Raw genomic sequence first — 18,592 nt, forward strand, 5'->3', positions numbered from 1 at the left:
GCGCCGGAGGGGGCGGGCGGGCGACGCTGGGCGCGGCGCTCGGTGGCGCGGTGGGCGAGGTCGGCGCGGTAGGCGACGGGGCCGCCGTTGCGCATCACCTCGCGGGTGACGGTCGAGGTGGGACGTTCCAGGCGCCGGGCGATCTCGGCGTAGGGCAGGCCGTCGGCCAGCCCCAGCGCGATCTGCTGGCGTTCCTGCTGGGTGAGCCTGCCTCCCGGCATCGCGCTTCTCCTCGGTTCTCGCGGGTTCTCACCGGAGCGTGCCGCCCGGCCGCCCCCACCATAGCGTTCACCCTCCATCCATTGCAATGATCACGGCGACCACCGTTGCATTACCCGACACACCTGTTGCAACAGTTTCCCATCATTCACCTGCAATGACGCCGATCTGACGCAACGAAGTAGTTGCCGACCCATTGAAAGCAACGTAGCGTTTCCAATGTCGGAAACACCGACGGGGCGGATCCGAACCGGGTCCCGGCCCCACCCGCACCCGTACAGGGAGACCACCGTGCAGACGTTCGACACCCCCGCCGCGATCACCGCCGTCCTGGACGTCCCCGGCGGCCGCGTCCAGCTCATCGCCGCCGAGCGCACCGACACCACCGTCGAGGTCCGGCCCGCCGACCCCGGCAAGAACCGGGACGTCCAGGCCGCCGAACGGACCACCGTCTCCTACGCCGACGGCGTCCTGCGGATCGTCACCCCCGCCGGCCACCAGCTCCTCGGCCCCACCGGCTCCCTGGAGGTCACCGTCCGGCTGCCGGCCGACTCCGCCGTCGAGGGCAGGGCGGCCGCCGCCGAGCTGCGCGCCGTCGGCCGCCTGGGCGAGATCGCCTTCGAGGGCGCGTACCGCCAGACCAAGATCGACGAGGCCGCGGGCCTGCACCTGACCGCCGTCGACGGCGACGTCGAGGTCGGCCGGCTCGCCGGCCCCGCCCGGATCAGCACCACCCGCGGCGACATCCGCATCACCGAGGCCCACCGCGGCACCGTCGAACTGGCCACCCAGTCCGGGAACATCACGGTCGGCGCCGCCGCCGGCGTCTCCGCCGCCCTGGACGCCGGCACCGGCCACGGCCGCATCGGCAACGCCCTGCGCAACGACGGCACCGCCGTGCTCGACATCCGCGCCACCACCAGCCACGGCGACATCACCGCCCACAGCCTCTGACCCCGGCCCGGGGCCCCGACACCCTCCAGGGGGACGACATGACGAACACCGCCCCACCCCCGGCTCACCCGACCGCCTGGACCGGCATGGTGCCGGTCGACGACACCGCCCTGGCCGCCACCGACACCGGCGGCCCCGGCCTGCCCGTGCTCTACCTCAACGGCCAGTTCGCCACCCAGGGCTACTGGCGCCGCGTCATCGCCGAACTCGGCCCCCGGTGGCGGCACATCACCTACGACGAGCGAGCCCGCGGCCGCAGGTCGAAGCGCTCCGCGGACTACTCCTTCGAAGCCGCCGTCCGGGACGTCGACGCCGTCCTCGCCGCCCGCGGCGTGGACCGGGCGCTGCTCGTCGGCTGGTCCTACGGCGCGTTCGTCGCCGCACACCGGGCCTCCCGCCACCCCGGCCGCACCGTCGGCACCGTCCTCGTCGAGGGCGCCCAGCCCTACGACTGGCTCACCGACGACCTGGAACGGCGCATCCGCCGCCAGTTCCGGCTGTGGGGCCCGGTCATGGCCCTGCTGCGCCCCACCGGCCTGACCCCGCGGATGACCCCCGGGCAGATGGCCGACTGCAACGTCGAACTCGGCCTGGTCGCCCGCGAACTGGGCCCGGTCCTGGACGCCCTCACCGTCCCGACCCGGTACGTGGTCGCCTCGGGAACGTCGCTGGGCAGCCGCGGCGACGAACAGGAGGTCATCCGCGCGAGCCTGCCGGCACTGGCCGAGCGCAACCCGTACGTCGAGGTCGGCGCGAAGGTCGCCGCCAACCACGACACGATCCTGAAGAAGGACTTCCGCGCCGTCGCCGACGCCGTACGCGCGGTCGCCGCCCTCGACCGCCCCGGGACCGGCCACTGACGGCCCCAACCACCGGGCGCCCGCCCCGCCGACGCGGCCGGGCACTGCGATCATGGAACGCATGACCGAGGAACCGGACCCGCTCGCGGACCTGTGGCCGCCCGCCCCGCCCACCGCCGCCGGCTGGCTGCCGGAGCTGTGCGGCGACGGCCTGACCGGGTTCATGCCGCCCGCGATGCCCGACGCGGCCTGGGTGCTCAACGCCATGTACGAGCACGAGCGGGGGCCGACCGCACTCTCCCACCACGAGGAGCGCCAGGCACGCCTGGCCGACGGGAGCGCCGAGCCCCAACTCATCGCGCCGAGCCCCAACTCATCGCGCCGGGCGTCGACTTCGACGCGGCGGGCGTCGTCACGGGCGGCGACCTGGGCCGCGCCGGGCACCCCGGCGCCGGCTGGCGGCGGCTGCGCTGGGCGGAACTCGCCGAACGCACCGGCGACCCGGCCGTGCCCGACGGGGCGGCGCCGTCCCGCGCCTGCTTCCCCTCCGTCAGGAAGCGGGGCAGCTGGCCGCTCGGCATCCTCCCGCCCACCGAGGGCAGCCTGGACCGCGAGAGCTGGAACCGGCTGACGGCCGTCCTCGCCGCCCACAGCCCGGCCGGCCCGGACACCCACTGCCTGGCCTACTACAGCCCGCTGACCCTCGGAGCGGACGCCGACTACCACCACGCCCACGTCCGCACGGGCCGCCTCGGCGACGCCGGGGTCCTGTACGACAACCCGCGGACCCACTTCAGCCCGTCCAACCTCTGGGCCGAGGACCGCTCCTGGCTCCTGGGCACCGACTACGACCTGTGGGCCACCAAGGTCGCCGGGCCCCCGGCCCTGATCGAAGCACTGCTGGACGACGCCGGGCTCGAAGCCGTCCGGCTGCCCTGACCACCACCACCGCGCGCGGCGCCGGGCAGCACGTTCGACTGCCCGACGGCGCGCGCGGCGGACCGTGCCGCCCGGTACTCCGGCCGCGTCACAGGTCCCGGAAGGTGCCGAAGGCGCTCGCCACCCTGCTCTGGAAGGCGTGGCTGACGGCGCCGGAGGCCGTCTTGCCGAAGACCTCCAGCCGGCCGTCCTCGTTCTCCCCCACCACCGGGTCCGTCACCAGCGCGCCACCGAGCCGGCTCCAGCCCGACCAGGTGCTGTTCGGCGCCACCTGGTGGATGTTCAGCACGGCGCCGGCGGCGTCGCGCACGAACAGCTCCATGCTGCCGTTGCGGCAGAGCACCACCGCGGGGTTGCCGACCAGGCCCGCGCCCTCGAAGGTGTGCCAGTCGTGCCAGGTCCCGTTGGGCCGCAGCTGCCACGTGGTGGCGATCCGCCCGTCCGCGGTCCGGGCGAACACCTCCTGGGCGCCGTTCTCGTTCACCCCGACCACCGGGTCGGAGACGACGTCACCGCGCAGGTCCACCCAGCCCGACCAGGTGCTGTTCGGCGCCACCTGGTGCGCGGCCATGATCCGCCCGTCCGCGGTCCGGGCGAACACCTCCAGGGTGCCGTCGGCGTTGTGGCACACGGCGGGGTCGCCGACGAAGCCCGCGCCCTCGAAGGTGTGCCAGTCGTGCCAGGTGCCGTTGGGCCGCAGCTGCCACGTGGTGGCGATCCGCCCGTCCGCGGTCCGGGCGAAGACCTCCTGGGCGCCGTTCTCGTTGGCCCCGACCGCCGGGTCGGAGACGACGTCACCGCGCAGGTCCACCCAGTCCGACCAGGTGCTGTTCGGCGCCACCTGGTGCGCGGCCATGATCCGCCCGTCCGTGCTGCGGACGAAGATCTCCTGGGTGCCGTTGGCGTTGCGGCCCAGCACCGGGACGCCCTCCAGCCCCGCGCCCCCGAGCGAGGTCCAGCCGGCCCAGGTGCTGTTGGGCGCCGTCTGGTACTTGGTCCGCACCCCGCCCTTGCCGTCGTTGTCGACGAACTCCAGGGCACGGCTGGCGCTCGTGCCCAGGTGACGCCGGGCGATCATCTGCCCGCCGCCCGCCGGGCTGTCCTCGACGATCCTGCTGTAGCGGCGGGCGACGTAGTTGCCGTTGGGGTGGTCGTCGATCGTGGAGTCCTTGATCGAGGCCCGCGGGACCTTCTTCACCGGGGTGGCGCCGAAGGAGTAGTAGGAGAAGTGAACGTGGTCCGCCTCCCAGGCGTTGAAGAGGATCACGTGGTTCACCGCGTCGAGGAGGATGTCACCGGCCCGCAGGTCGGCGCGGGCGATCTCGTGGGACACGTTCCCCAGGTTCCCGGTCCAGTGGTCGCTCCCGGTGTGCCAGGCCATGTCGACGTAACCGGAACAGTCCCGGCGGTACTTGCGGTCGCCGGTCGGGCCGGGCGAGAAGGCGTTCTGGCTGTACGGGCCCGGCTGGTGGTCGACCCAGTACTGCGCCCGCTCGATCACCTCGGAACGGGTGAGGGGTCCGTCGATGCGGGAGGCGAGCGAGGCCTGGACGGGCGCGGCCTGGACGGGCGCGGAGACGCGCTGGAACGGCGTGGTCATGAGGAAGGGTTCTCCCGTTTCTCCGGGGACGGAGGCCTCGCGGAACCGAGGCCGTACGGAACAGCGGCGGAGCGGAGGTGGAGCGGGACGGGCGGGCGCACGGGACGGCGGCGCGGCTGCCCGCGGCTACTCGGCGAGGCGCCAGTCGCGCAGCTCGTAGGCCTCGCCGAGTGCCCTGGTGCAGAGGAACCGTGCGGTCCGGCGGGCCCCGGCCTCGTCGGCGGCCAGGAGGAACAGGGCCACACCGATCCGGCCGGGTGTGACGCGCACCCGCACGTGCTCCAGGCGGTCACCCGCCCGGGCCTGGCGCCACAGGTGCCCCGTCAGCCACTGCGGGGCGACCGCGGCGGCGGCCGGGCCGACGAGCTGGGTCAGCGTCAGGCGCAGGACCGGCGCGCCCAACGTCAGCCCCAGCCGAAGCCGTCACCGTCACCGTCGCCGTCGCAACGGACCGGCGCGGTGGTGGCGAGGGGACAACCCGGCGATCCTGGGCATGGACGGACTCCGTTCGATGCGCGGTGGACCGGATGCCGGACGACCGCGCCTCCCGGCCCCGGGCACCGGGACGGCGCTTCCGACCTGCCTCAGCCTGCCGAACCGGCGCCGCCCTGTCAGCGGGCAGCGCCTGGCCCCAACGTGCCTGGCCCCAACGGGACATGCCGCACCCGTCTTGCCCGGGACACCGCCGCTGGGCACACTGGTCCGACGACTGACACACGGCACCTACCGCGGGGGGCGGCAGAATGCTTCAGTTACTCGGTCTATCCACCCTGTCCGAACGCCTCTATCAGGCGGTCCTCGCCGATCCGGCGAGCAGCGTGGCCACCCTGGCCCGGGACACCGGAATGACTGATCATCAGATACGTTCTGCTCTGGACGAGTTGGCGGACCTGGCCCTGCTCAGACCTTCGGTCCACGCGGACGGGACGCTGTGGCCGGTCAGCCCGGCGGTCGGCCTGTCGGCGCTGCTGGCCGCCGCCGAGGACGAGGCCGCCGCCAGGCAGCGCCAGATCGAGGCGACCCGGACGGCGATCGCCACGCTCGCGGCCGAGCACGACGAACACCGCCACCACCGTGCGGAGACCGCGGTCCTGCTCGACGGGCTCGACTCCGTGCGGGGCCGGCTGGAGGAGCTCGCCGCGAACGCCACCGCGGAGTGCCTCTCGCTCGACCCGGGTGGCGCGCACCGGCCCGACGCACGGGCGGCCTCCTCGCGGCTCGACGAGCAGGCGCTGCGCCGGGGTGTCGCCGTCAAGACGATCTGCCGGGAGAGCTTCCGCAACGACCCGGGCACCCTGGCCCATGCGCACCGGCTCACGGAGCTGGGCGGGCAGCTGCGCACGGTCCCGATCGTGCCGGCCGCACTGGTGATCGTCGACCGCAGGGTCGTCATCCTCCCGCTGGACCCGACCGACCCGCGGTGCGGCGCCCTGGAGGTGGACAGCCCCGGCATGCTGTCCGTCGCCTGCGCCCTGTTCGACCAACTCTGGTCCGTGGCCGACCCGTTCGGCGCCTGTGTCCCGGTGGACGGGCAGGGCCTCACCGCGGCCGAACGCACCCTGCTGGAGCTGGCCGCGGCCGGGCACACCGACGAGGCGGCGGGCCGCAGGCTCGGCGTCTCCGCCCGCACCGTCAAACGCCAGATGGCCGACCTGATGGACCGGCTGGGCGCCGCCAGCCGCTTCCAGGCCGGGGCGCGGGCCGCCCACCGCGGCTGGCTCTGAGCCTGCCGCAGGCCCGGCGCCCGGGAGCGGGACGCCGGGGCCCGCGGCCGTCAGCCGCCAGCCGTCAGCCGTCAGCCGCCCAGGTGGCGGGCGAAGAAGCGCAGGGCGCTGTCGAGTTCGAAGGCGGGGACGTCGCCGTGGCCGCCGGGGTTGGCGTGCAGGGTCTTGTCCGGGGAGCCGAGGGTGTCGAACAGGGCCAGGGCGGCTTCGCGCGGGACGCGTTCGTCGTCCCACTGCACCAGGAACTCCACCGGGACGGTGATCCGGGCGGCGGCCTCGGCGGAGGTCTCGGCGCCGTTGAGGCCGAGGACGGCGGCGCGCACCCGCGGTTCGGCGGCGACGAAGGGCACGCCGAGGCCGCAGCCGAGTGAGACGCCCCAGTAGCCGGCCGGGCGCTCGCCGACGTCCGGGAGCCGGTGCAGCGCGTCCAGGGCGGTGCGCCACTCGGGCACGCTCTGGCCGGCGAGCAGTTCGTGCAGGGCGGCGACGGCGGCGCTGACGTCCCCGCCGCTCTGCATGCGGTTGCGCAACTCGCCGACGGCGGCGTCGAGTTGCGGGCTGCGCGGGCGGTCCCCGTGGCCGGGGGCGTCGAGCGCGGCGACCGCGTAGCCGCCCTCGCGGGCGAAGCGGTGGGCGCGGGCCACGACACCGGGGGCCTTCTTGTGCCGGCCGCCGCCGTGGCCGACGAGGATCAGCGGGCGCGGGCCGGTGGCGCCCTCGGGGGTCCACAGGACGCCGGGGACGCCGCCGCCGTCGGTGCCGGAAACACCGGGGAGGGTGAAGAGCCGCTCGGTGACGCCGTCGGTGGACGTACGGGAGGTGAACTGCATGGCGTGGTCACGCCTTTCGGGATTGCCGTCCGCGGGCGCTCCCTAGCCTCCGTACGGGAGGGAGCCCCGACCTGTCACTGCGTTGATCGGTCTCACCTCCTCGGTCCGTGGCCGCGGTTCGTCGCGGTCGCACTCGGCGACGCAGAACGTACCACAGGGCTTGGCCTGGCGAAACGTCAGCGCGGGGCACCCGGGCGGGCCCCACCGGCCCCGGTCCCCACCCGGTCCCGGTCCCCACCGGCGCTGGGCCCCACCCGGTCCCGGGCCTCACCCCCGGGCGACCCTCGCCCGGCACGCCGCGCAGGCGTGGACGCCGCGGCCGCCGTAGCGGTGGATCGGGGATCCGCAGCCGGCGCACGGGCCGATCTGCCAGGGCTCGCAGCCGTGCGCGAGGGCCGCGGTGCCGCGCTGGGCGGCGGTGACGTCGAGCCCGCGGCCCTGCGGCGGCACCCTGAACAGCCGCGCGGGCACCTCGTCGAAGGTGTGCAGGCCGGTGCCGGCGGAGTTGCCGCGCCGGGGGCGGTGGTCGTCGAAGGTGAGGGTCTCCTCCCCGTAGCGGCAGGACGCGTCGGGTCCCCGGCGGGTGCAGGCGGTCCCGGCGCCCCCGGGTACGGGCCCGGGCGGGGGGTTCTCGTCGCCGGCGGGGCCGAACATGTCGTGCCAGCGGTCCCGGTCGGCGGCGGGCACCCACATCCGGGAGACGGCCCGCGGGTCGCGCTGGCCGGGGATGCGCATCGGCACGAACTCGCCGTCCGCGCTGGCGACGACGAGCCGGTCGACCTCGGTGGGCGGCTTGGCCGGCAGGCACAGCGCGGGCAGGAACCACCCGGCGTGGAACCGGCCGCAGGAGCCTCCGTTGTCCGGGCAGGTCCGCTCGCTGCTCGGCAGGCACTTCCACTGCTGGAGGTGGCGCACCCCGGCACGCACCATCATGGCGAGCGGGGAGGCGATCTCCTTCCAGCCGAAGCCGTCGACCCTGGCCCACGGTGCCCGCCCGATGACCGGGGACCGGTCGGTGTCGGTCACCCACAGCGGGACGATCCCCTGCTCGGCGGCCGCCCGGGAACGGCGGCGGACGGTGTCGGCGCTGATCGGCGCGTACTGGGCCTCCCAGCCGATCCGCCGGCCGTGGTCGCCGGTGACGAGGACGTCGGTGCGCACCCGCCCGTCGGTCGCACGCGCCTCGACCTCCGCGCGCAGACCGTGCCGCTCGGCGACCCGCGCGATCCGCTCCTTCATCGCCTTGTGCTTCGCGCTCTCCTCGGGCGTGGGGGTGTGACGCACCGGCAGGTGGGCGGCCACCCACCCGGTGCGGCCGCCGGCCGTGCGGCGACGGATCGTCATCCACGGGGACCGGCCGTGCTCCTCGGCCCGGCAGGAGCCGGAACGGTGGTCCAGGCACTCCAGGAGTTCGCGCTCGCGCCGCTCGATCGGGGTGGTGATCTCGTCCAGCAGACCGGGACGGTCCGGGTCGCCGAGGTCGGGCAGGGTCAGGTCGATCTCGATGCCGTACACGGTGTGGAACACGCCGTTAGCCATGACCGGAGAATAGGAACAGGAACCGGCGATTTGAACACCGCTGCGCATGTTTGGAATCGCCGGAAGGGCTTCTTCGACAACGCGCGGACGGGCACGCCGCGGGACCGGCCACCTGGTGCGCGACCGCCCTCGCCGCCCCGGAGGAGGACCGCGCCCGATCCACCCGGCGCCTCCCCTCCGGCGCGCGCCCCCGAAATGGCGGTGCGCGCCGCCCCGTCCGCTGGGCACACTGGCCCGATGATCGCCGACCACTGGCCCCTGTACGGGCTGCGCGTGACCTCGCCCCGCCTGGAACTGCGCCTGCCCACCGAGGACGAACTCGCCGAGGTCGCCGGCGTCGCCGCGCGCGGCGTCCACCTGCCCCGGGACCGCCCGTTCCTGACGCCGTGGGGCGAACTGCCCCCCGCCGAACGGGCCCGGCACGTGGCGCAGTCGCACTGGCTGCGGCTGGGCCGCTGGAGCCCGCAGGACTGGGCGCTGAACCTGGTCGCCTTCCACGAGGGGCGCCCGGTGGGCATCCAGGACATGCGCGCCAAGGAGTTCGGCGTGCGGCGCGAGATCGTCTCCGGTTCCTGGCTCGGCCTGGCGCACCAGGGCCGGGGGCTGGGCACCGAGATGCGCGCCGCGATGCTCCACCTGGCCTTCGCCGAGCTCGGCACCCAGTCGGCGACCTCGCTCTCCTTCGCCGACAACCACGCCTCCCTGGCCGTCTCCCGCCGGCTCGGCTACCGCGGCGACGGCATCGACCGCGACGTCCTGGACGGGCGGGTGGTCGTCTCCGAGCGCCTGCGCCTGACCCCCGAGGCGTGGGCCGAGCACGCCCGCACCCCGGTCACCGTCACCGGCCTGACCGACGCCTCCCGCGCCCTGTTCGGCGCCACCGCCTGACCGGAGCACCGCTCCCGGTCCCGCGGCACCGGTGGTGCGGGAGGCCCGCCTCCCGCACCACCGGCCTGTCCCGTCCCTGACACGCCTCGGCCCCGCCTCCGGAGGGCTCCGGCCCAGGCCGGGAGGCGAAGCGGACAAAGTAGGATGACTCAATCCCCGCGCTACGCGCGAAGAGTTCCATAAATGTTCCATTTGCCCGTTTCATCGCCGCTTCACACGCACGGAGCCACCCTCATGGACAACCCGTCCACCGCCGAAACCGGCGGCGCGATAGAGACCCGCGGTATCGAACCCGTCCCGGACCACGAACGCCGGGGCAGAGTCCGCGAGCTCTTCCCGACCTGGGTCGCGGCGAACATCAGCGTCCTGCTCCTCACCATGGGCGCGGCCCTGGTGGTGTTCAACCAGCTGAACTTCTGGCAGGTCCTGATCGTCGCCGCGTGCGCCGCGCTCGCCTCCTTCGGCATGGTCGGCGTGCTGTCGGTCTCCGGGAAGTGGGGCGGGGCCCCGGGTGCCACGCTCTCCCGGGCCACCTTCGGCGTGCGCGGCAACCTCTTCCCCGGCGCGATCCTGTGGGTCGCCCGGTTCGGCTGGGAGACGATCAACGCCGTCACCGGCGCCTACGCGGTGCTGACCGTCCTCGACCTGCTCTTCGGCGTCAGGAGCAACACCGCGCTGATCGTCATCACGCTGTTCGCCTTCGTCGCCTGCACCTTCCTGGTCTCCGGCCTCGGACGCAAGGCGCTGAACGTCTGCAACACCTGGTCGACGTACCTGTTCGGCGTCTTCAGCGTCCTGGTGCTGGGCTACCTGGTCGCGACCATGCACTGGAGCGAGGTCTTCTCCAAGCCCGCGGGCACCACCGCGATGATGATCGCCGGCATCGGGACCATCGCCGCCGGCGGCATCAGCTGGGTCCCCACCGGCCCGGACTTCGCCCGCTACCTGCCGCACGCCGCCTCCGGCCGGAAGATCGTCGGCGTGACGGTCTCCGGCGCCGGCCTGGTGATGGTGCCGATGGTGCTGATGGGCGCCGTGATGGCGGTGGCCTCCCCCGGCCTGGCGCAGGCCGCGGACCCGGTCTCCTTCCTCGGTGACCTGCTGCCGACCTGGCTGGCCGTGCCCTACCTGCTGACCGCGATCGTGGGCATGCTGCTGATCAACAGCCTCTCCATGTACTCGGCCGGCTTCACCGCGCAGACCATGGGCGTGAAGCTGCCGCGCGCCATGGCCGTCAGCATCAACGCCGTGATCTCGCTGGTCGGCGGCCTGCTGCTGATGCTGGTCGCCAAGAGCTTCCTGGGCTCCTTCATCACCTTCCTGATCCTGCTCGCCGTCTCCTTCTCGGCCTGGATCGGCGTCTACGCGGTGGACATGTTCCGGCGCCGCTCGCGCGCGGTGCGCTACGACGCCGCCGCGCTGATGGACACCAGCAGGAACAGCCGGTACTGGTACAAGGGCGGCTTCTGCTGGCAGGCGATGGTCTCCTGGGTGCTCGCGCTGCTGATCGGGCTCGCCTTCACCAAGTGCGACTGGTTCGCCGGCCCGTTCTCCGACACCCCCGTCGGCCGGTACGGGCTCGCCTGGGCGGCGACCATCGTGATCTCCGCCGTGATCATGGCCGTGCTCCCCACGCCCCGGGAGAACACCCCCGCCGACGTCCCGGCGCAGCGCGCCGAACGGGTCACCGTCTGACCGCACGCCCCCGGACCGCCCGGTCGCCCGCTCCATCGAGCCGGCCACCGGGCGGTCCGCTTTCCCGGCCGCGCCTGCCCCCGCCGACGCCGCCCGGCCCGTACGGGAGCAAGCCCGGCGCCCAGCGAGGAGGCCACCCGCGCACGAGAAGTCGGCCGGGCCGACTTCTCACGCGGGGCGGGGGCCGGCCCACGATGGAAGGCGGAGCCGGGGAGCCGGTCGAGCCCGGTGATCTTCGGTGTGTCGCCGGGCGGGAGGCCTTCGCGCCGCTCGCGGTGTCGACGTGGATGTTGTGGCGGTCCGCCCCGGCCCGCGGTAGTGCGTCGATCCGGTGATCGGAATTCGGGTCTGCGGTCGAGAGCCGACGGGCCGTTCCCCGACGTTGGATGTCGGGGGTGCAGGGGGTCAGCGGGTTTCGAGGATGTCTTTCAGGACGTCGAGGTTCTTCGCGACCGCGCGCTTGATCCGGGGGCCGGCGACCGCGGCGACGGCCTTGAGGGCTCCGGAGGCGGTGAGGTGGACGGTGTTGAGCAGCCGGGTGGTGTGCCGGTCGAGTGGGGTCAGCCGGTAGGTGGTGGTTCCGGTGAGCGGGCCGAAGTCGCCTTCCGCGGTCAGCAGGTTCGGGGGGTCGTACTCGGTGATGCGGAAGTGCTCCTCGGCCGGGCGCGGGAGTGTGCGGGTCTGGCGGTAGGTCGATCCGACGCCGATCGGTCCCGGGGAGGTCTGCTCGGTGCGGTCGAGCGCGTGGTTCCAGCGTGGGAGGTTCTCGGGCCGCGCGAGGTGGGCGAAGACCTCGTCGGCGGGCGCGTGGATGGTCAGGGTGTTCTCGAACCGCATGGTCGCTCCTTCGCCGGGCGCGCGGCCGGCGGGTCCCGTGGGGGCGTGGCGTCAGTCGAGGCCGAGGCGTTTGTTGAGGGCCTGGCCCGAGGGCAGGGGGTCGATGAAGTTGTGCAGGAAGGCGAGCATCGCGTCGGTGTCCAGGCCCTCGCAGGCGGCGTCCATCGAGGCGTAGAGGTACTCCTCGATGCCGGCCACCTCGGTGGCCAGGCGTTGGCCTTCGGCGGTGAGGCTGAGGTGGAGGTAGCGGCGGTCGTCGGTGTCGGTGCGGCGCTCGACCAGTCCGGCCGCGACGACGCGGTCGACCAGCCGGCTGGGGTTGGTGCCGCTCTCGCACACCAGGAGCTGTCCGAGCCCGCTCAGGCTCAGGGTGCCGTGCTGCTGGAGCAGGCGCAGCACCTCGGCCTGTGACGGGGTGATGCCGTGGGGTTTGAGGGCCTGGATCAGCAGCCGGTTGCCTTCGCGCTGGGCCGCCAGGATCGCGAACCGCAGGTGTTCGGCCTCACGCACCGGTGCCCGCCCGGGATCCCGGCAGGGCGGCGGTGAGGAAGTCCTGGACCGCGGCGGCGTAGGTGGCGGGGTGGGAGAAGCGGAACATGTGGCCGGTGCGCGGCAGTACGACCTCCCGGGCGTCGGGGATGCCCGCGAGCATGATCCTGGAGGCGTCCTCGCCGATCAGCACGTCGTGCGAGGGGGACAGGATCAGGGTCGGGACCCGGACCCGGCCGAGCGCGTCGGTGTAGTCGGCGGTGAGGCCGGCCCGCACGCGCGCGCCGAAGGAGGCGGCCGGGGTGTTGGCGAGGAACAGTTCGCGGCTGCGCGCCTCGCTCCAGGGCACCTGTCCCTCGCCGTCGAACGGGGAGGCGAGGCGGTGGGCGTGGGCTCGCAGTGTCAGCTGCGTGTAGAGCGGGCCGCGGGCCTTGCCGATCACCCGCATCAGGGCCTTCCACGGCCTGGAGTCGACCGGGTTGGCCGCGAATCCGCCGGACAGGACCAGAGCGCGCAGGCCCTGCGGGCGGCGGGTGGCGAGCGCGAGCGCGATGTTCGCGCCGAACGAGTCGCCGACGAGCACGTAGTCGTCGAGGTCGGCGACGGCGTCCTGGACGTGGTCGGCGTAGCGCTCGATGTCGTCGGCGCCTTCGGGCAGGCGCAGTGTGCGCCGGGGGGCCTGGCCGTAGGGGGCGAGCTGTTCGGCGCTCCACGGAGCGCCGGAGAAGCAGGGGATGAAGACCAGGGTCGGGGTTTTCCCTGAAGTACTCATATCGGACATGTTACACAACACATGTGTCGTGACATATGTACTGGGGGCGTCGAGCTGTCCGGACCGGACGGGTGGGTACGGGCTCAGGCCCGCAGGGCGGGGAGCAGGTCGGCCAGGGAGTGCAGGACGTGGATGCCGTCGCCGGCCGGGGCGGTGGCGGGGCGGGAGGCGGTGCGGTCGAGCCAGAAGGGGTGGAGGCCGGCGTCGCGGGCGCCGAGGGCGTCGAGGTCGTAGTTGTCGCCGACGTGGGCGACCCGGTGCGGGGGCAGGCCGAGGCGGGCGCAGGCGGCCAGGAAGATGCCGGGGGCTGGCTTGGCCTCGCCGTGTTCGTCGGAGCAGACGATGGCGGTGTCGTCGAAGTGGTGCAGCAGGCCGGTGGCGTGGAGTTTGCGGCGCTGGTGGGCGGTGGAGGAGTTGGAGACGATGCCGAGCCGGTGGGTGGGGGCGAGGGCGGCGAGGACGGGGCCGGCGTCGGGGAAGGCGGCCTGGGCGGCGTCGCGGTGGGCGGTGTAGCCGGCGAACCAGGCGGCGGCCGTCTCGTCGGGCATGGCGGCGGTGTCCTCGCCGAGGCGGGCGAGGAAGCGGCGGGTGCGTTCGCGCTGCTGTCCGGCGAAGGTGAGTTCGCCGGACAGGAAGCGCGCGTACTGCTCCTCCATGACCTCGCGCCACAGCGCCACCGCCGCCTGCGGGCCGGGGAAGCGGCGCAGCAGGTCGAGGTGGTGGAGGTGGGCGAGGATGCCGGCCCGTTCGGAGCCGGTGTAGTCGTACAGGGTGTCGTCGACGTCGAAGAGCACGCCGGTGATCGGCCCGGTCGGCACGTGGGGGTCCTTCCGTTCCCGGTTCCGTACGGCGCTACGCGGGTGCCTGGCCGTTGTCCGCGCGGGCGGTGGTCAGGCGGTGGCGGGCGGCGGTCAGGAGTTCCGCGGACAGGGTGTCGTCGTCGCTGGCGCGGGCGAGGAGCAGTGCGCCGACCATGGTGGACAGGTCGGCGAGGGTGTCCTGTCGGGCGGCACCGTCGGGCAGGGCGGGGCCGTCCGGCAGTGCGGCGCCGTCGGTCAGGGCGGCGAGGGTGTCGAGGAGTTCGCGCAGTCCGGCGGTGTAGGCGGTGCGCAGGGGGGATCCGGGTTCGGTGCGGGCGGCGTCGGCGGCCAGGGCGGCGGCGGCGCAGCCGTGGCCGGGGTGGTCGCGGTGGAGCGGGGAGAGGTAGCGGTCGAGGAACTCGTCGCGGGGGGTGTGTCCGGCGGGGGGCTGGTCGGCGAGTTGTTCCATGGCTTCGCGGCGTTCGGTGAAGGCGGCGGCGAGGGCCTGGGCGAGGAGGTCGTCCTTGGAGGTGAAGTGGCGGTAGAAGCCGCCGTGGGTGAGGCCGGCGGCGGCCATCGCCTCGGGGACGCTGACCTGGCCGGTGCCCTTCTCCCGGATCAGGCGGGCGGTGTGGTCGATGACGCGGCTGCGGCTGCGTTCGGCCTCGGCGCGTGACACGCGGGGCATGCCGTGGCTCCTTTCCTCCGGCGGTCGGCGGTGTGGTGTGCCGGTGTGGTGTGCCTACTTTCCCATCCGGTTTAGATGATGGTAATAATCTAAATGCTGCGGCGCCCGCCAGGCAACGGCCGGCGCCGCCCAAAGAGCAAGGAGACGCACATGACCGTGATCGAAGGCTCCACCGTCCTGGTGACCGGAGGCCTGCGCGGCCTGGGCCGGGCGTTCGTCGGGGAACTGCTGGCCCGCGGCGCGGGGAAGGTCTACGCCACCGCCCGCACCCCCTCCCCCGGCGCCGGCCAGGACCTGCGGGTGGAGGTCCTCGCCCTGGACGTCACCGACGACGCCTCGGTGGCCGCCGCGGCCGCCCTCGCCGGCGACGTCGACATCGTCTTCAACAACGCCGGCGTCCTGTACCCGGCGCCGCTGCTGACCGGTGACCTGGACGGGATCCGGGCCACCTTCGAGACCAACGTCCTCGGCCCGCTGCGCATCGCCCGGGCGTTCGCGCCGGTGCTGGCCGCGCGCGGCGGCGGCGCGCTGGTGGACATCCACTCGCTGCTGTCCTGGGGTTCGGGCTCCGGGGCCTACGGGGCGTCCAAGGCAGCGCTGTGGTCGCTGACCAACTCGCTGCGCCTGGAGCTCGCCGCCCAGCGCACCCAGGTCCTCGGCGTGCACCTGGGCTTCGCGGACACCGAGATGGTCGCGGCCGTCCCGGTCGAGAAGATCCCGCCGGCCGAGGTCGCGCGGGCCGTCCTGGACGCCCTCGCGCGCGGCGACAGCGAGGTGCTCGTCGACGACGCCACCCGGGCCCTCAAGGCCGCCCTGTCCGGGCCCGTGGAGGGCCTGGCCGTACGCATCGGCCGCTGACCGCCGCACCCCGAACGGCACCACACCGCACCGCACCGCACCCACGAGCACACCGACACCCAGGAGCGCATCCCATGCCGCTGTGGCACGTCTACCACCCTCCCGGCGCCTACACCCCCGAGCAGAAACGCCGGCTCTCCGGCGACATCACCGGGTTCTACACCCGCGTCGGGCTGCCGGAGTTCTACGTCATGACCCTCTTCCACGAGGTCGCCGCCGACTCCTTCCACGTCGGCGGCGAACCCACCGGCACCGCGGTGCGCATCACGGTCGAGCACATCGCCCGCCACAACGCGGACCCGCAGGCGCGCCGCCACACCCGCGAGGCGCTCGCCGCCCTCCTCGCGCCCCACACCACCGGGCGCGGCCTGTACTGCGAGTTCCACATCGACGAGACGCCCCAGGACCTGTGGATGACGGACGGCATCGCCCCGCCCCCGTCCGGCAGCGAGGCCGAACGGCTGTGGGTCCGCGAGAACCGGCCCGTGCCGTACTGATCCCCCGCCTCCGGGACGGATCCGGGAGCGGGAGGCCCGTCACCACGGGCCTCCCGCTCCGCCGTGCGCGGGCATGCGACGGCCCTTGCACGGCCGTATCAGACCCCCCGCCTCGACTCCGTCGACCATCAGGTCCTGGAGCAGGTCGACTCCATGCGCGACCGGCTGCGGCACGCGGTGCAGCAGGCCCCGATGAAGTGGACGTCCGACCTGCGCAAGGCCCTTACGGCCAGTGCCATCGCCGCCTCGAACACCATCGAGGGCTACCGGGTCGATGCGAGGGACGTCGCCGACCTGATGGACGGCGAGCGCGAGGTCGAGGCCAGTGACGAGAACAAGAAGGAGACCCTGGCCTACCAGCAGGCCATGACCTACATCCAGTCCCTCCACGACGCCGCCGACTTCCGCCACAGCAAGGAACTCCTCAACGCCCTGCACTGGATGTTCCAGGGCCACCACCACCCGCTCAAGACCGCCGGGCAGTGGCGCAGGACGGCCATCCGGATCGCCGCCCCCGGTGATGAGCTCGCCACGGACTACGAGGGACCGGACCACGAACTGCTGCCCGGCCTGACGGGCGAACTCGTCGACTGGCTCAACGAGGGCGACCTCGACAGCCACGTCCTCGTACGGGCCGCGATGGCCCACCTCAACCTGGTGAAGATCCACCCCTGGTCGGACGGCAACGGCCGGATGTCCCGCTCCTTGCAGACCCTCCTGATCGCCCGGGGCGGAGTCCTCGCCCCCGAGTTCTCCTCGATCGAGGAGTGGCTGGGGATGCCCGGCAACACCTGGGAGTACTACAAGGTGCTGCGCGAGGTCGGCGGTCCCGTCTGGTCACCCCAGCGGGACACCCTGCCGTGGATCAGGTTCAACCTCCTCGCGTACCACCAGCAGACGCAGCGGGTCCAGCGCCGCGTCGACCGGTCCAACGGCTGCTGGACCCAGCTCATCGAGGCGGCCGACCGGTACGGGATCACCGAGCGGCAGACGACCGCTCTGCACGAAGTGGCAATGGTGGGGAGGGTGCGCCGCTCGCGCTACGAGAAGGCCGAAGCGATCAACACCCAGCAGGCGACGCGGGACCTGCAGGCCCTGACCAAGGCGGAACTGCTGACGGCGGTGGGGCAGACCAAGGGCCGTCACTACATCGCCGGGCCCCGGTTTCCGCAGGAGGTCCTGGCGACCGCCCACCGGCACCACACCATCGTCAACCCGTATACCGCCGGGTAGCAGGTGGCCCCCGCGCGGGAGGCCGGCGCGGCGGGTTCAGGCGTCGAAGCGGATCTCGGGCCAGCGGGGTGTGGGCGCGTCCAGCAGGGGGGCGGGGATGCCGCGCAGGTGGAGGCCGAAGTAGGCGGTGAGGAAGGCGCGTTGGGCGTCGACGGCGCGCTGGGGGTCGCCGGTGCCCAGGAAGTGCTCCAGCTGGTCGGCGGGCCAGGCGAAGACGGACTGGCCCTGGGGGACGAGGAGTTGGAGGTCGCAGTAGGAGAGGTGGCCCGAGCGGGTGAGGGTCAGGCGGCGGCGCCAGCCGGTCAGGTGGGGCCACAGGGTGTCCCACATGGCGTCGCGGGCCGGGCTGTCCCAGGCGGAGGCCATCAGCAGCAGGGGGCGGTCCAGGCCGGCGGTGGCGGCGGTGCCGAACAGGGGGCCGTCCAGGACGGCTCCGGCGCGGATGCGCGGGTCGTCGTGCAGGGCCTGGAGGGTGGTGGCGCCGCCCATGGAGTGGCCGAACATGCCGACGGCGTCGAGGTCGAGGGCGGTGTCGAGGCCGGCGGGCAGCGGGCCGCGTTCGAGGCGGTCGAGCAGGAGGCGTACGTCGGCGGCGCGGTAGGCGACGATCCCGGCGTCGGTCATGGCCTGGACCCGGGCCTTGTCGCGCACTTCGAGGCGGTGGCCGGGGAATTCGACCTCACCGGCGTCGAAGGTGTGGTCGACGGCGGCGACGACGTGGCCGTGGGAGGCGAGTTCCTCCGCGAGGACGGTATTGAAGGAGCTGTCGGCGCCGGAGCCGTGGGAGTTGAGGACCACGGGGTGGCGGCGGCCGCGGTCCACCGGCGCGCAGGGGCGGGCGTGGGTGGCGGGCCAGGTGAGGCGGGCACCGGGGACGGCGAAGTAGGCGGCTTGCAGGTGGGCGGTCTCGGCGGGGCTCATCCACGGCGCGCACGGGCCGCGGGCGCCGGGGGCCGCCGGGTACCAGAGACGGGCGCGCAGCTCGCGCGGGCGCGGCGTGGGGGCCCAGGCGTCGGTGCGGGCGGGGTCGCTCAGGTACAGGTGGGCGGTGCCGACGGGGTGGGGGCCGGTGGGCGCGGGCAGGCTCAGGCGGGGCCCCGGCACGCCGTCGGCGCGTACGGGCCCGGCGCCGGAGGCGACGGCGGCGGCGCCCAGGGCGAGCGCCCCGAGGACACCGCGACGGCCGGGCAGACGGCCGGGCGGAGAGCCGGGCAGACGGCCGGGCAAGGG

Annotated in this window: 20 protein-coding genes; 9 read left to right on the forward strand and 11 right to left on the reverse strand. The window is 73.9% G+C overall.

Annotation, left to right across the window (positions count from 1 at the left end; translation table 11 throughout):
- On the reverse strand, positions 1-221 hold a 221-nt coding region (locus BU198_RS03005; protein ID WP_188295245.1), incomplete at its 3' end, for a helix-turn-helix domain-containing protein.
- A 289-nt stretch (positions 222-510) separates the two neighbouring features.
- Here BU198_RS03005 and BU198_RS03010 point away from each other — a divergent pair.
- The 3 genes from BU198_RS03010 to BU198_RS41785 all read left to right on the forward strand — a co-directional run bounded on the left by BU198_RS03010 (position 511) and on the right by BU198_RS41785 (position 2,912).
- A complete protein-coding gene (locus BU198_RS03010; protein ID WP_188295244.1) occupies positions 511-1,173 on the forward strand; it encodes a DUF4097 family beta strand repeat-containing protein in 663 nt (220 codons plus the stop codon).
- A 38-nt stretch (positions 1,174-1,211) separates the two neighbouring features.
- Positions 1,212-2,033 (forward strand): alpha/beta fold hydrolase, encoded by an 822-nt coding sequence (locus BU198_RS03015; RefSeq protein WP_188295246.1) that lies wholly within the window; start codon positions 1,212-1,214, stop codon positions 2,031-2,033.
- A gap of 447 nt (positions 2,034-2,480) precedes the next feature.
- Positions 2,481-2,912 carry a hypothetical protein gene (locus BU198_RS41785; RefSeq protein WP_223243853.1) on the forward strand — a complete coding sequence of 144 codons (432 nt, stop codon included), beginning with the start codon at positions 2,481-2,483 and terminating at the stop codon, positions 2,910-2,912.
- Positions 2,913-3,000: 88 nt separating this feature from the next.
- Here the strand turns inward: BU198_RS41785 and BU198_RS03025 are convergent, their stop codons facing one another.
- Together BU198_RS03025 and BU198_RS03030 are read right to left on the reverse strand one after the other, a co-directional pair.
- A complete protein-coding gene (locus BU198_RS03025) occupies positions 3,001-4,512 on the reverse strand; it encodes a hypothetical protein (RefSeq protein ID WP_188295247.1) in 1,512 nt (503 codons plus the stop codon).
- A 126-nt stretch (positions 4,513-4,638) separates the two neighbouring features.
- Complete coding sequence (locus BU198_RS03030; protein WP_188295248.1) at positions 4,639-4,914, reverse strand: hypothetical protein; 276 nt, start codon at positions 4,912-4,914, stop codon at positions 4,639-4,641.
- A gap of 341 nt (positions 4,915-5,255) precedes the next feature.
- Between BU198_RS03030 and BU198_RS03035 the strand changes: the two genes are divergently transcribed.
- Positions 5,256-6,236: a helix-turn-helix domain-containing protein gene (locus BU198_RS03035; RefSeq protein ID WP_188295249.1), complete on the forward strand. Its 981-nt coding sequence runs from the start codon at positions 5,256-5,258 to the stop codon at positions 6,234-6,236.
- A 71-nt stretch (positions 6,237-6,307) separates the two neighbouring features.
- Here the strand turns inward: BU198_RS03035 and BU198_RS03040 are convergent, their stop codons facing one another.
- Both BU198_RS03040 and BU198_RS03045 read right to left on the reverse strand, forming a co-directional pair.
- On the reverse strand, positions 6,308-7,066 hold the full coding sequence (locus BU198_RS03040; protein ID WP_188295250.1) for a dienelactone hydrolase family protein: 759 nt from the start codon (positions 7,064-7,066) through the stop codon (positions 6,308-6,310).
- Between the two features lie 267 nt (positions 7,067-7,333).
- Entirely contained in the window at positions 7,334-8,605 is a 1,272-nt protein-coding gene (locus tag BU198_RS03045) for a hypothetical protein (RefSeq protein WP_188295251.1), read from the reverse strand.
- A 237-nt stretch (positions 8,606-8,842) separates the two neighbouring features.
- Between BU198_RS03045 and BU198_RS03050 the strand changes: the two genes are divergently transcribed.
- Complete coding sequence (locus BU198_RS03050) at positions 8,843-9,493, forward strand: GNAT family N-acetyltransferase (RefSeq protein ID WP_188295252.1); 651 nt, start codon at positions 8,843-8,845, stop codon at positions 9,491-9,493.
- A gap of 234 nt (positions 9,494-9,727) precedes the next feature.
- A complete protein-coding gene (locus BU198_RS03055; RefSeq protein ID WP_188295253.1) occupies positions 9,728-11,188 on the forward strand; it encodes a purine-cytosine permease family protein in 1,461 nt (486 codons plus the stop codon).
- A 405-nt stretch (positions 11,189-11,593) separates the two neighbouring features.
- On the opposite strand, the gene BU198_RS03060 is transcribed toward BU198_RS03055, so the two are convergent.
- From BU198_RS03060 to BU198_RS03080, 5 genes are all read right to left on the reverse strand, one after another.
- Positions 11,594-12,025, reverse strand: a complete 432-nt coding sequence (locus BU198_RS03060) for an SRPBCC family protein (RefSeq protein ID WP_188295254.1) — start codon at positions 12,023-12,025, stop codon at positions 11,594-11,596.
- Positions 12,026-12,076: 51 nt separating this feature from the next.
- On the reverse strand, positions 12,077-12,535 hold the full coding sequence (locus BU198_RS03065; protein ID WP_188295255.1) for a MarR family winged helix-turn-helix transcriptional regulator: 459 nt from the start codon (positions 12,533-12,535) through the stop codon (positions 12,077-12,079).
- Positions 12,528-13,286, reverse strand: a complete 759-nt coding sequence (locus BU198_RS03070; protein ID WP_188295256.1) for an alpha/beta fold hydrolase — start codon at positions 13,284-13,286, stop codon at positions 12,528-12,530. Before BU198_RS03070 ends, BU198_RS03065 begins: the two co-directional genes overlap by 8 nt.
- Positions 13,287-13,369: 83 nt before the next feature.
- Positions 13,370-14,104, reverse strand: a complete 735-nt coding sequence (locus tag BU198_RS03075; RefSeq protein ID WP_188295257.1) for an HAD family hydrolase — start codon at positions 14,102-14,104, stop codon at positions 13,370-13,372.
- 34 nt (positions 14,105-14,138) lie between these two features.
- On the reverse strand, positions 14,139-14,774 hold the full coding sequence (locus BU198_RS03080) for a TetR/AcrR family transcriptional regulator (RefSeq protein ID WP_188295258.1): 636 nt from the start codon (positions 14,772-14,774) through the stop codon (positions 14,139-14,141).
- A gap of 150 nt (positions 14,775-14,924) precedes the next feature.
- On the opposite strand from BU198_RS03080, the gene BU198_RS03085 reads away from it, so the two are divergent.
- From BU198_RS03085 to BU198_RS03095, 3 genes are all read left to right on the forward strand, one after another.
- Positions 14,925-15,632 (forward strand): SDR family oxidoreductase, encoded by a 708-nt coding sequence (locus BU198_RS03085; RefSeq protein WP_223243854.1) that lies wholly within the window; start codon positions 14,925-14,927, stop codon positions 15,630-15,632.
- Positions 15,633-15,706: 74 nt separating this feature from the next.
- Complete coding sequence (locus BU198_RS03090; RefSeq protein ID WP_188295259.1) at positions 15,707-16,129, forward strand: tautomerase family protein; 423 nt, start codon at positions 15,707-15,709, stop codon at positions 16,127-16,129.
- A gap of 153 nt (positions 16,130-16,282) precedes the next feature.
- On the forward strand, positions 16,283-17,362 hold the full coding sequence (locus BU198_RS03095) for a Fic family protein (protein WP_188295260.1): 1,080 nt from the start codon (positions 16,283-16,285) through the stop codon (positions 17,360-17,362).
- A 36-nt stretch (positions 17,363-17,398) separates the two neighbouring features.
- Here BU198_RS03095 and BU198_RS03100 read toward each other — a convergent pair.
- Positions 17,399-18,592 (reverse strand): alpha/beta hydrolase family protein (locus tag BU198_RS03100; protein ID WP_188295261.1); only part of this gene is annotated, 1,194 nt, incomplete at its 5' end.

Source organism: Streptomyces sp. CBMA156 (genome assembly GCF_014596515.1).
Taxonomy (GTDB): Bacteria; Actinomycetota; Actinomycetes; order Streptomycetales; family Streptomycetaceae; genus Kitasatospora.

Bases quoted from the DNA above. Each gene is read 5' to 3' on its own strand.
- BU198_RS03090 (WP_188295259.1), top strand. From the start codon at position 15,707: ATGCCGCTGTGGCACGTCTACCACCCTCCCGGCGCCTACACCCCCGAG.
- BU198_RS03080 (WP_188295258.1), bottom strand. From the start codon at position 14,774: ATGCCCCGCGTGTCACGCGCCGAGGCCGAACGCAGCCGCAGCCGCGTC.
- BU198_RS03025 (WP_188295247.1), bottom strand. From the start codon at position 4,512: ATGACCACGCCGTTCCAGCGCGTCTCCGCGCCCGTCCAGGCCGCGCCC.
- BU198_RS03070 (WP_188295256.1), bottom strand. From the start codon at position 13,286: ATGAGTACTTCAGGGAAAACCCCGACCCTGGTCTTCATCCCCTGCTTC.
- BU198_RS03085 (WP_223243854.1), top strand. From the start codon at position 14,925: ATGACCGTGATCGAAGGCTCCACCGTCCTGGTGACCGGAGGCCTGCGC.
- BU198_RS03095 (WP_188295260.1), top strand. From the start codon at position 16,283: ATGCGCGACCGGCTGCGGCACGCGGTGCAGCAGGCCCCGATGAAGTGG.
- BU198_RS03045 (WP_188295251.1), bottom strand. From the start codon at position 8,605: ATGGCTAACGGCGTGTTCCACACCGTGTACGGCATCGAGATCGACCTG.
- BU198_RS03015 (WP_188295246.1), top strand. From the start codon at position 1,212: ATGACGAACACCGCCCCACCCCCGGCTCACCCGACCGCCTGGACCGGC.
- BU198_RS03050 (WP_188295252.1), top strand. From the start codon at position 8,843: ATGATCGCCGACCACTGGCCCCTGTACGGGCTGCGCGTGACCTCGCCC.
- BU198_RS03035 (WP_188295249.1), top strand. From the start codon at position 5,256: ATGCTTCAGTTACTCGGTCTATCCACCCTGTCCGAACGCCTCTATCAG.
- BU198_RS03040 (WP_188295250.1), bottom strand. From the start codon at position 7,066: ATGCAGTTCACCTCCCGTACGTCCACCGACGGCGTCACCGAGCGGCTC.
- BU198_RS03060 (WP_188295254.1), bottom strand. From the start codon at position 12,025: ATGCGGTTCGAGAACACCCTGACCATCCACGCGCCCGCCGACGAGGTC.
- BU198_RS03055 (WP_188295253.1), top strand. From the start codon at position 9,728: ATGGACAACCCGTCCACCGCCGAAACCGGCGGCGCGATAGAGACCCGC.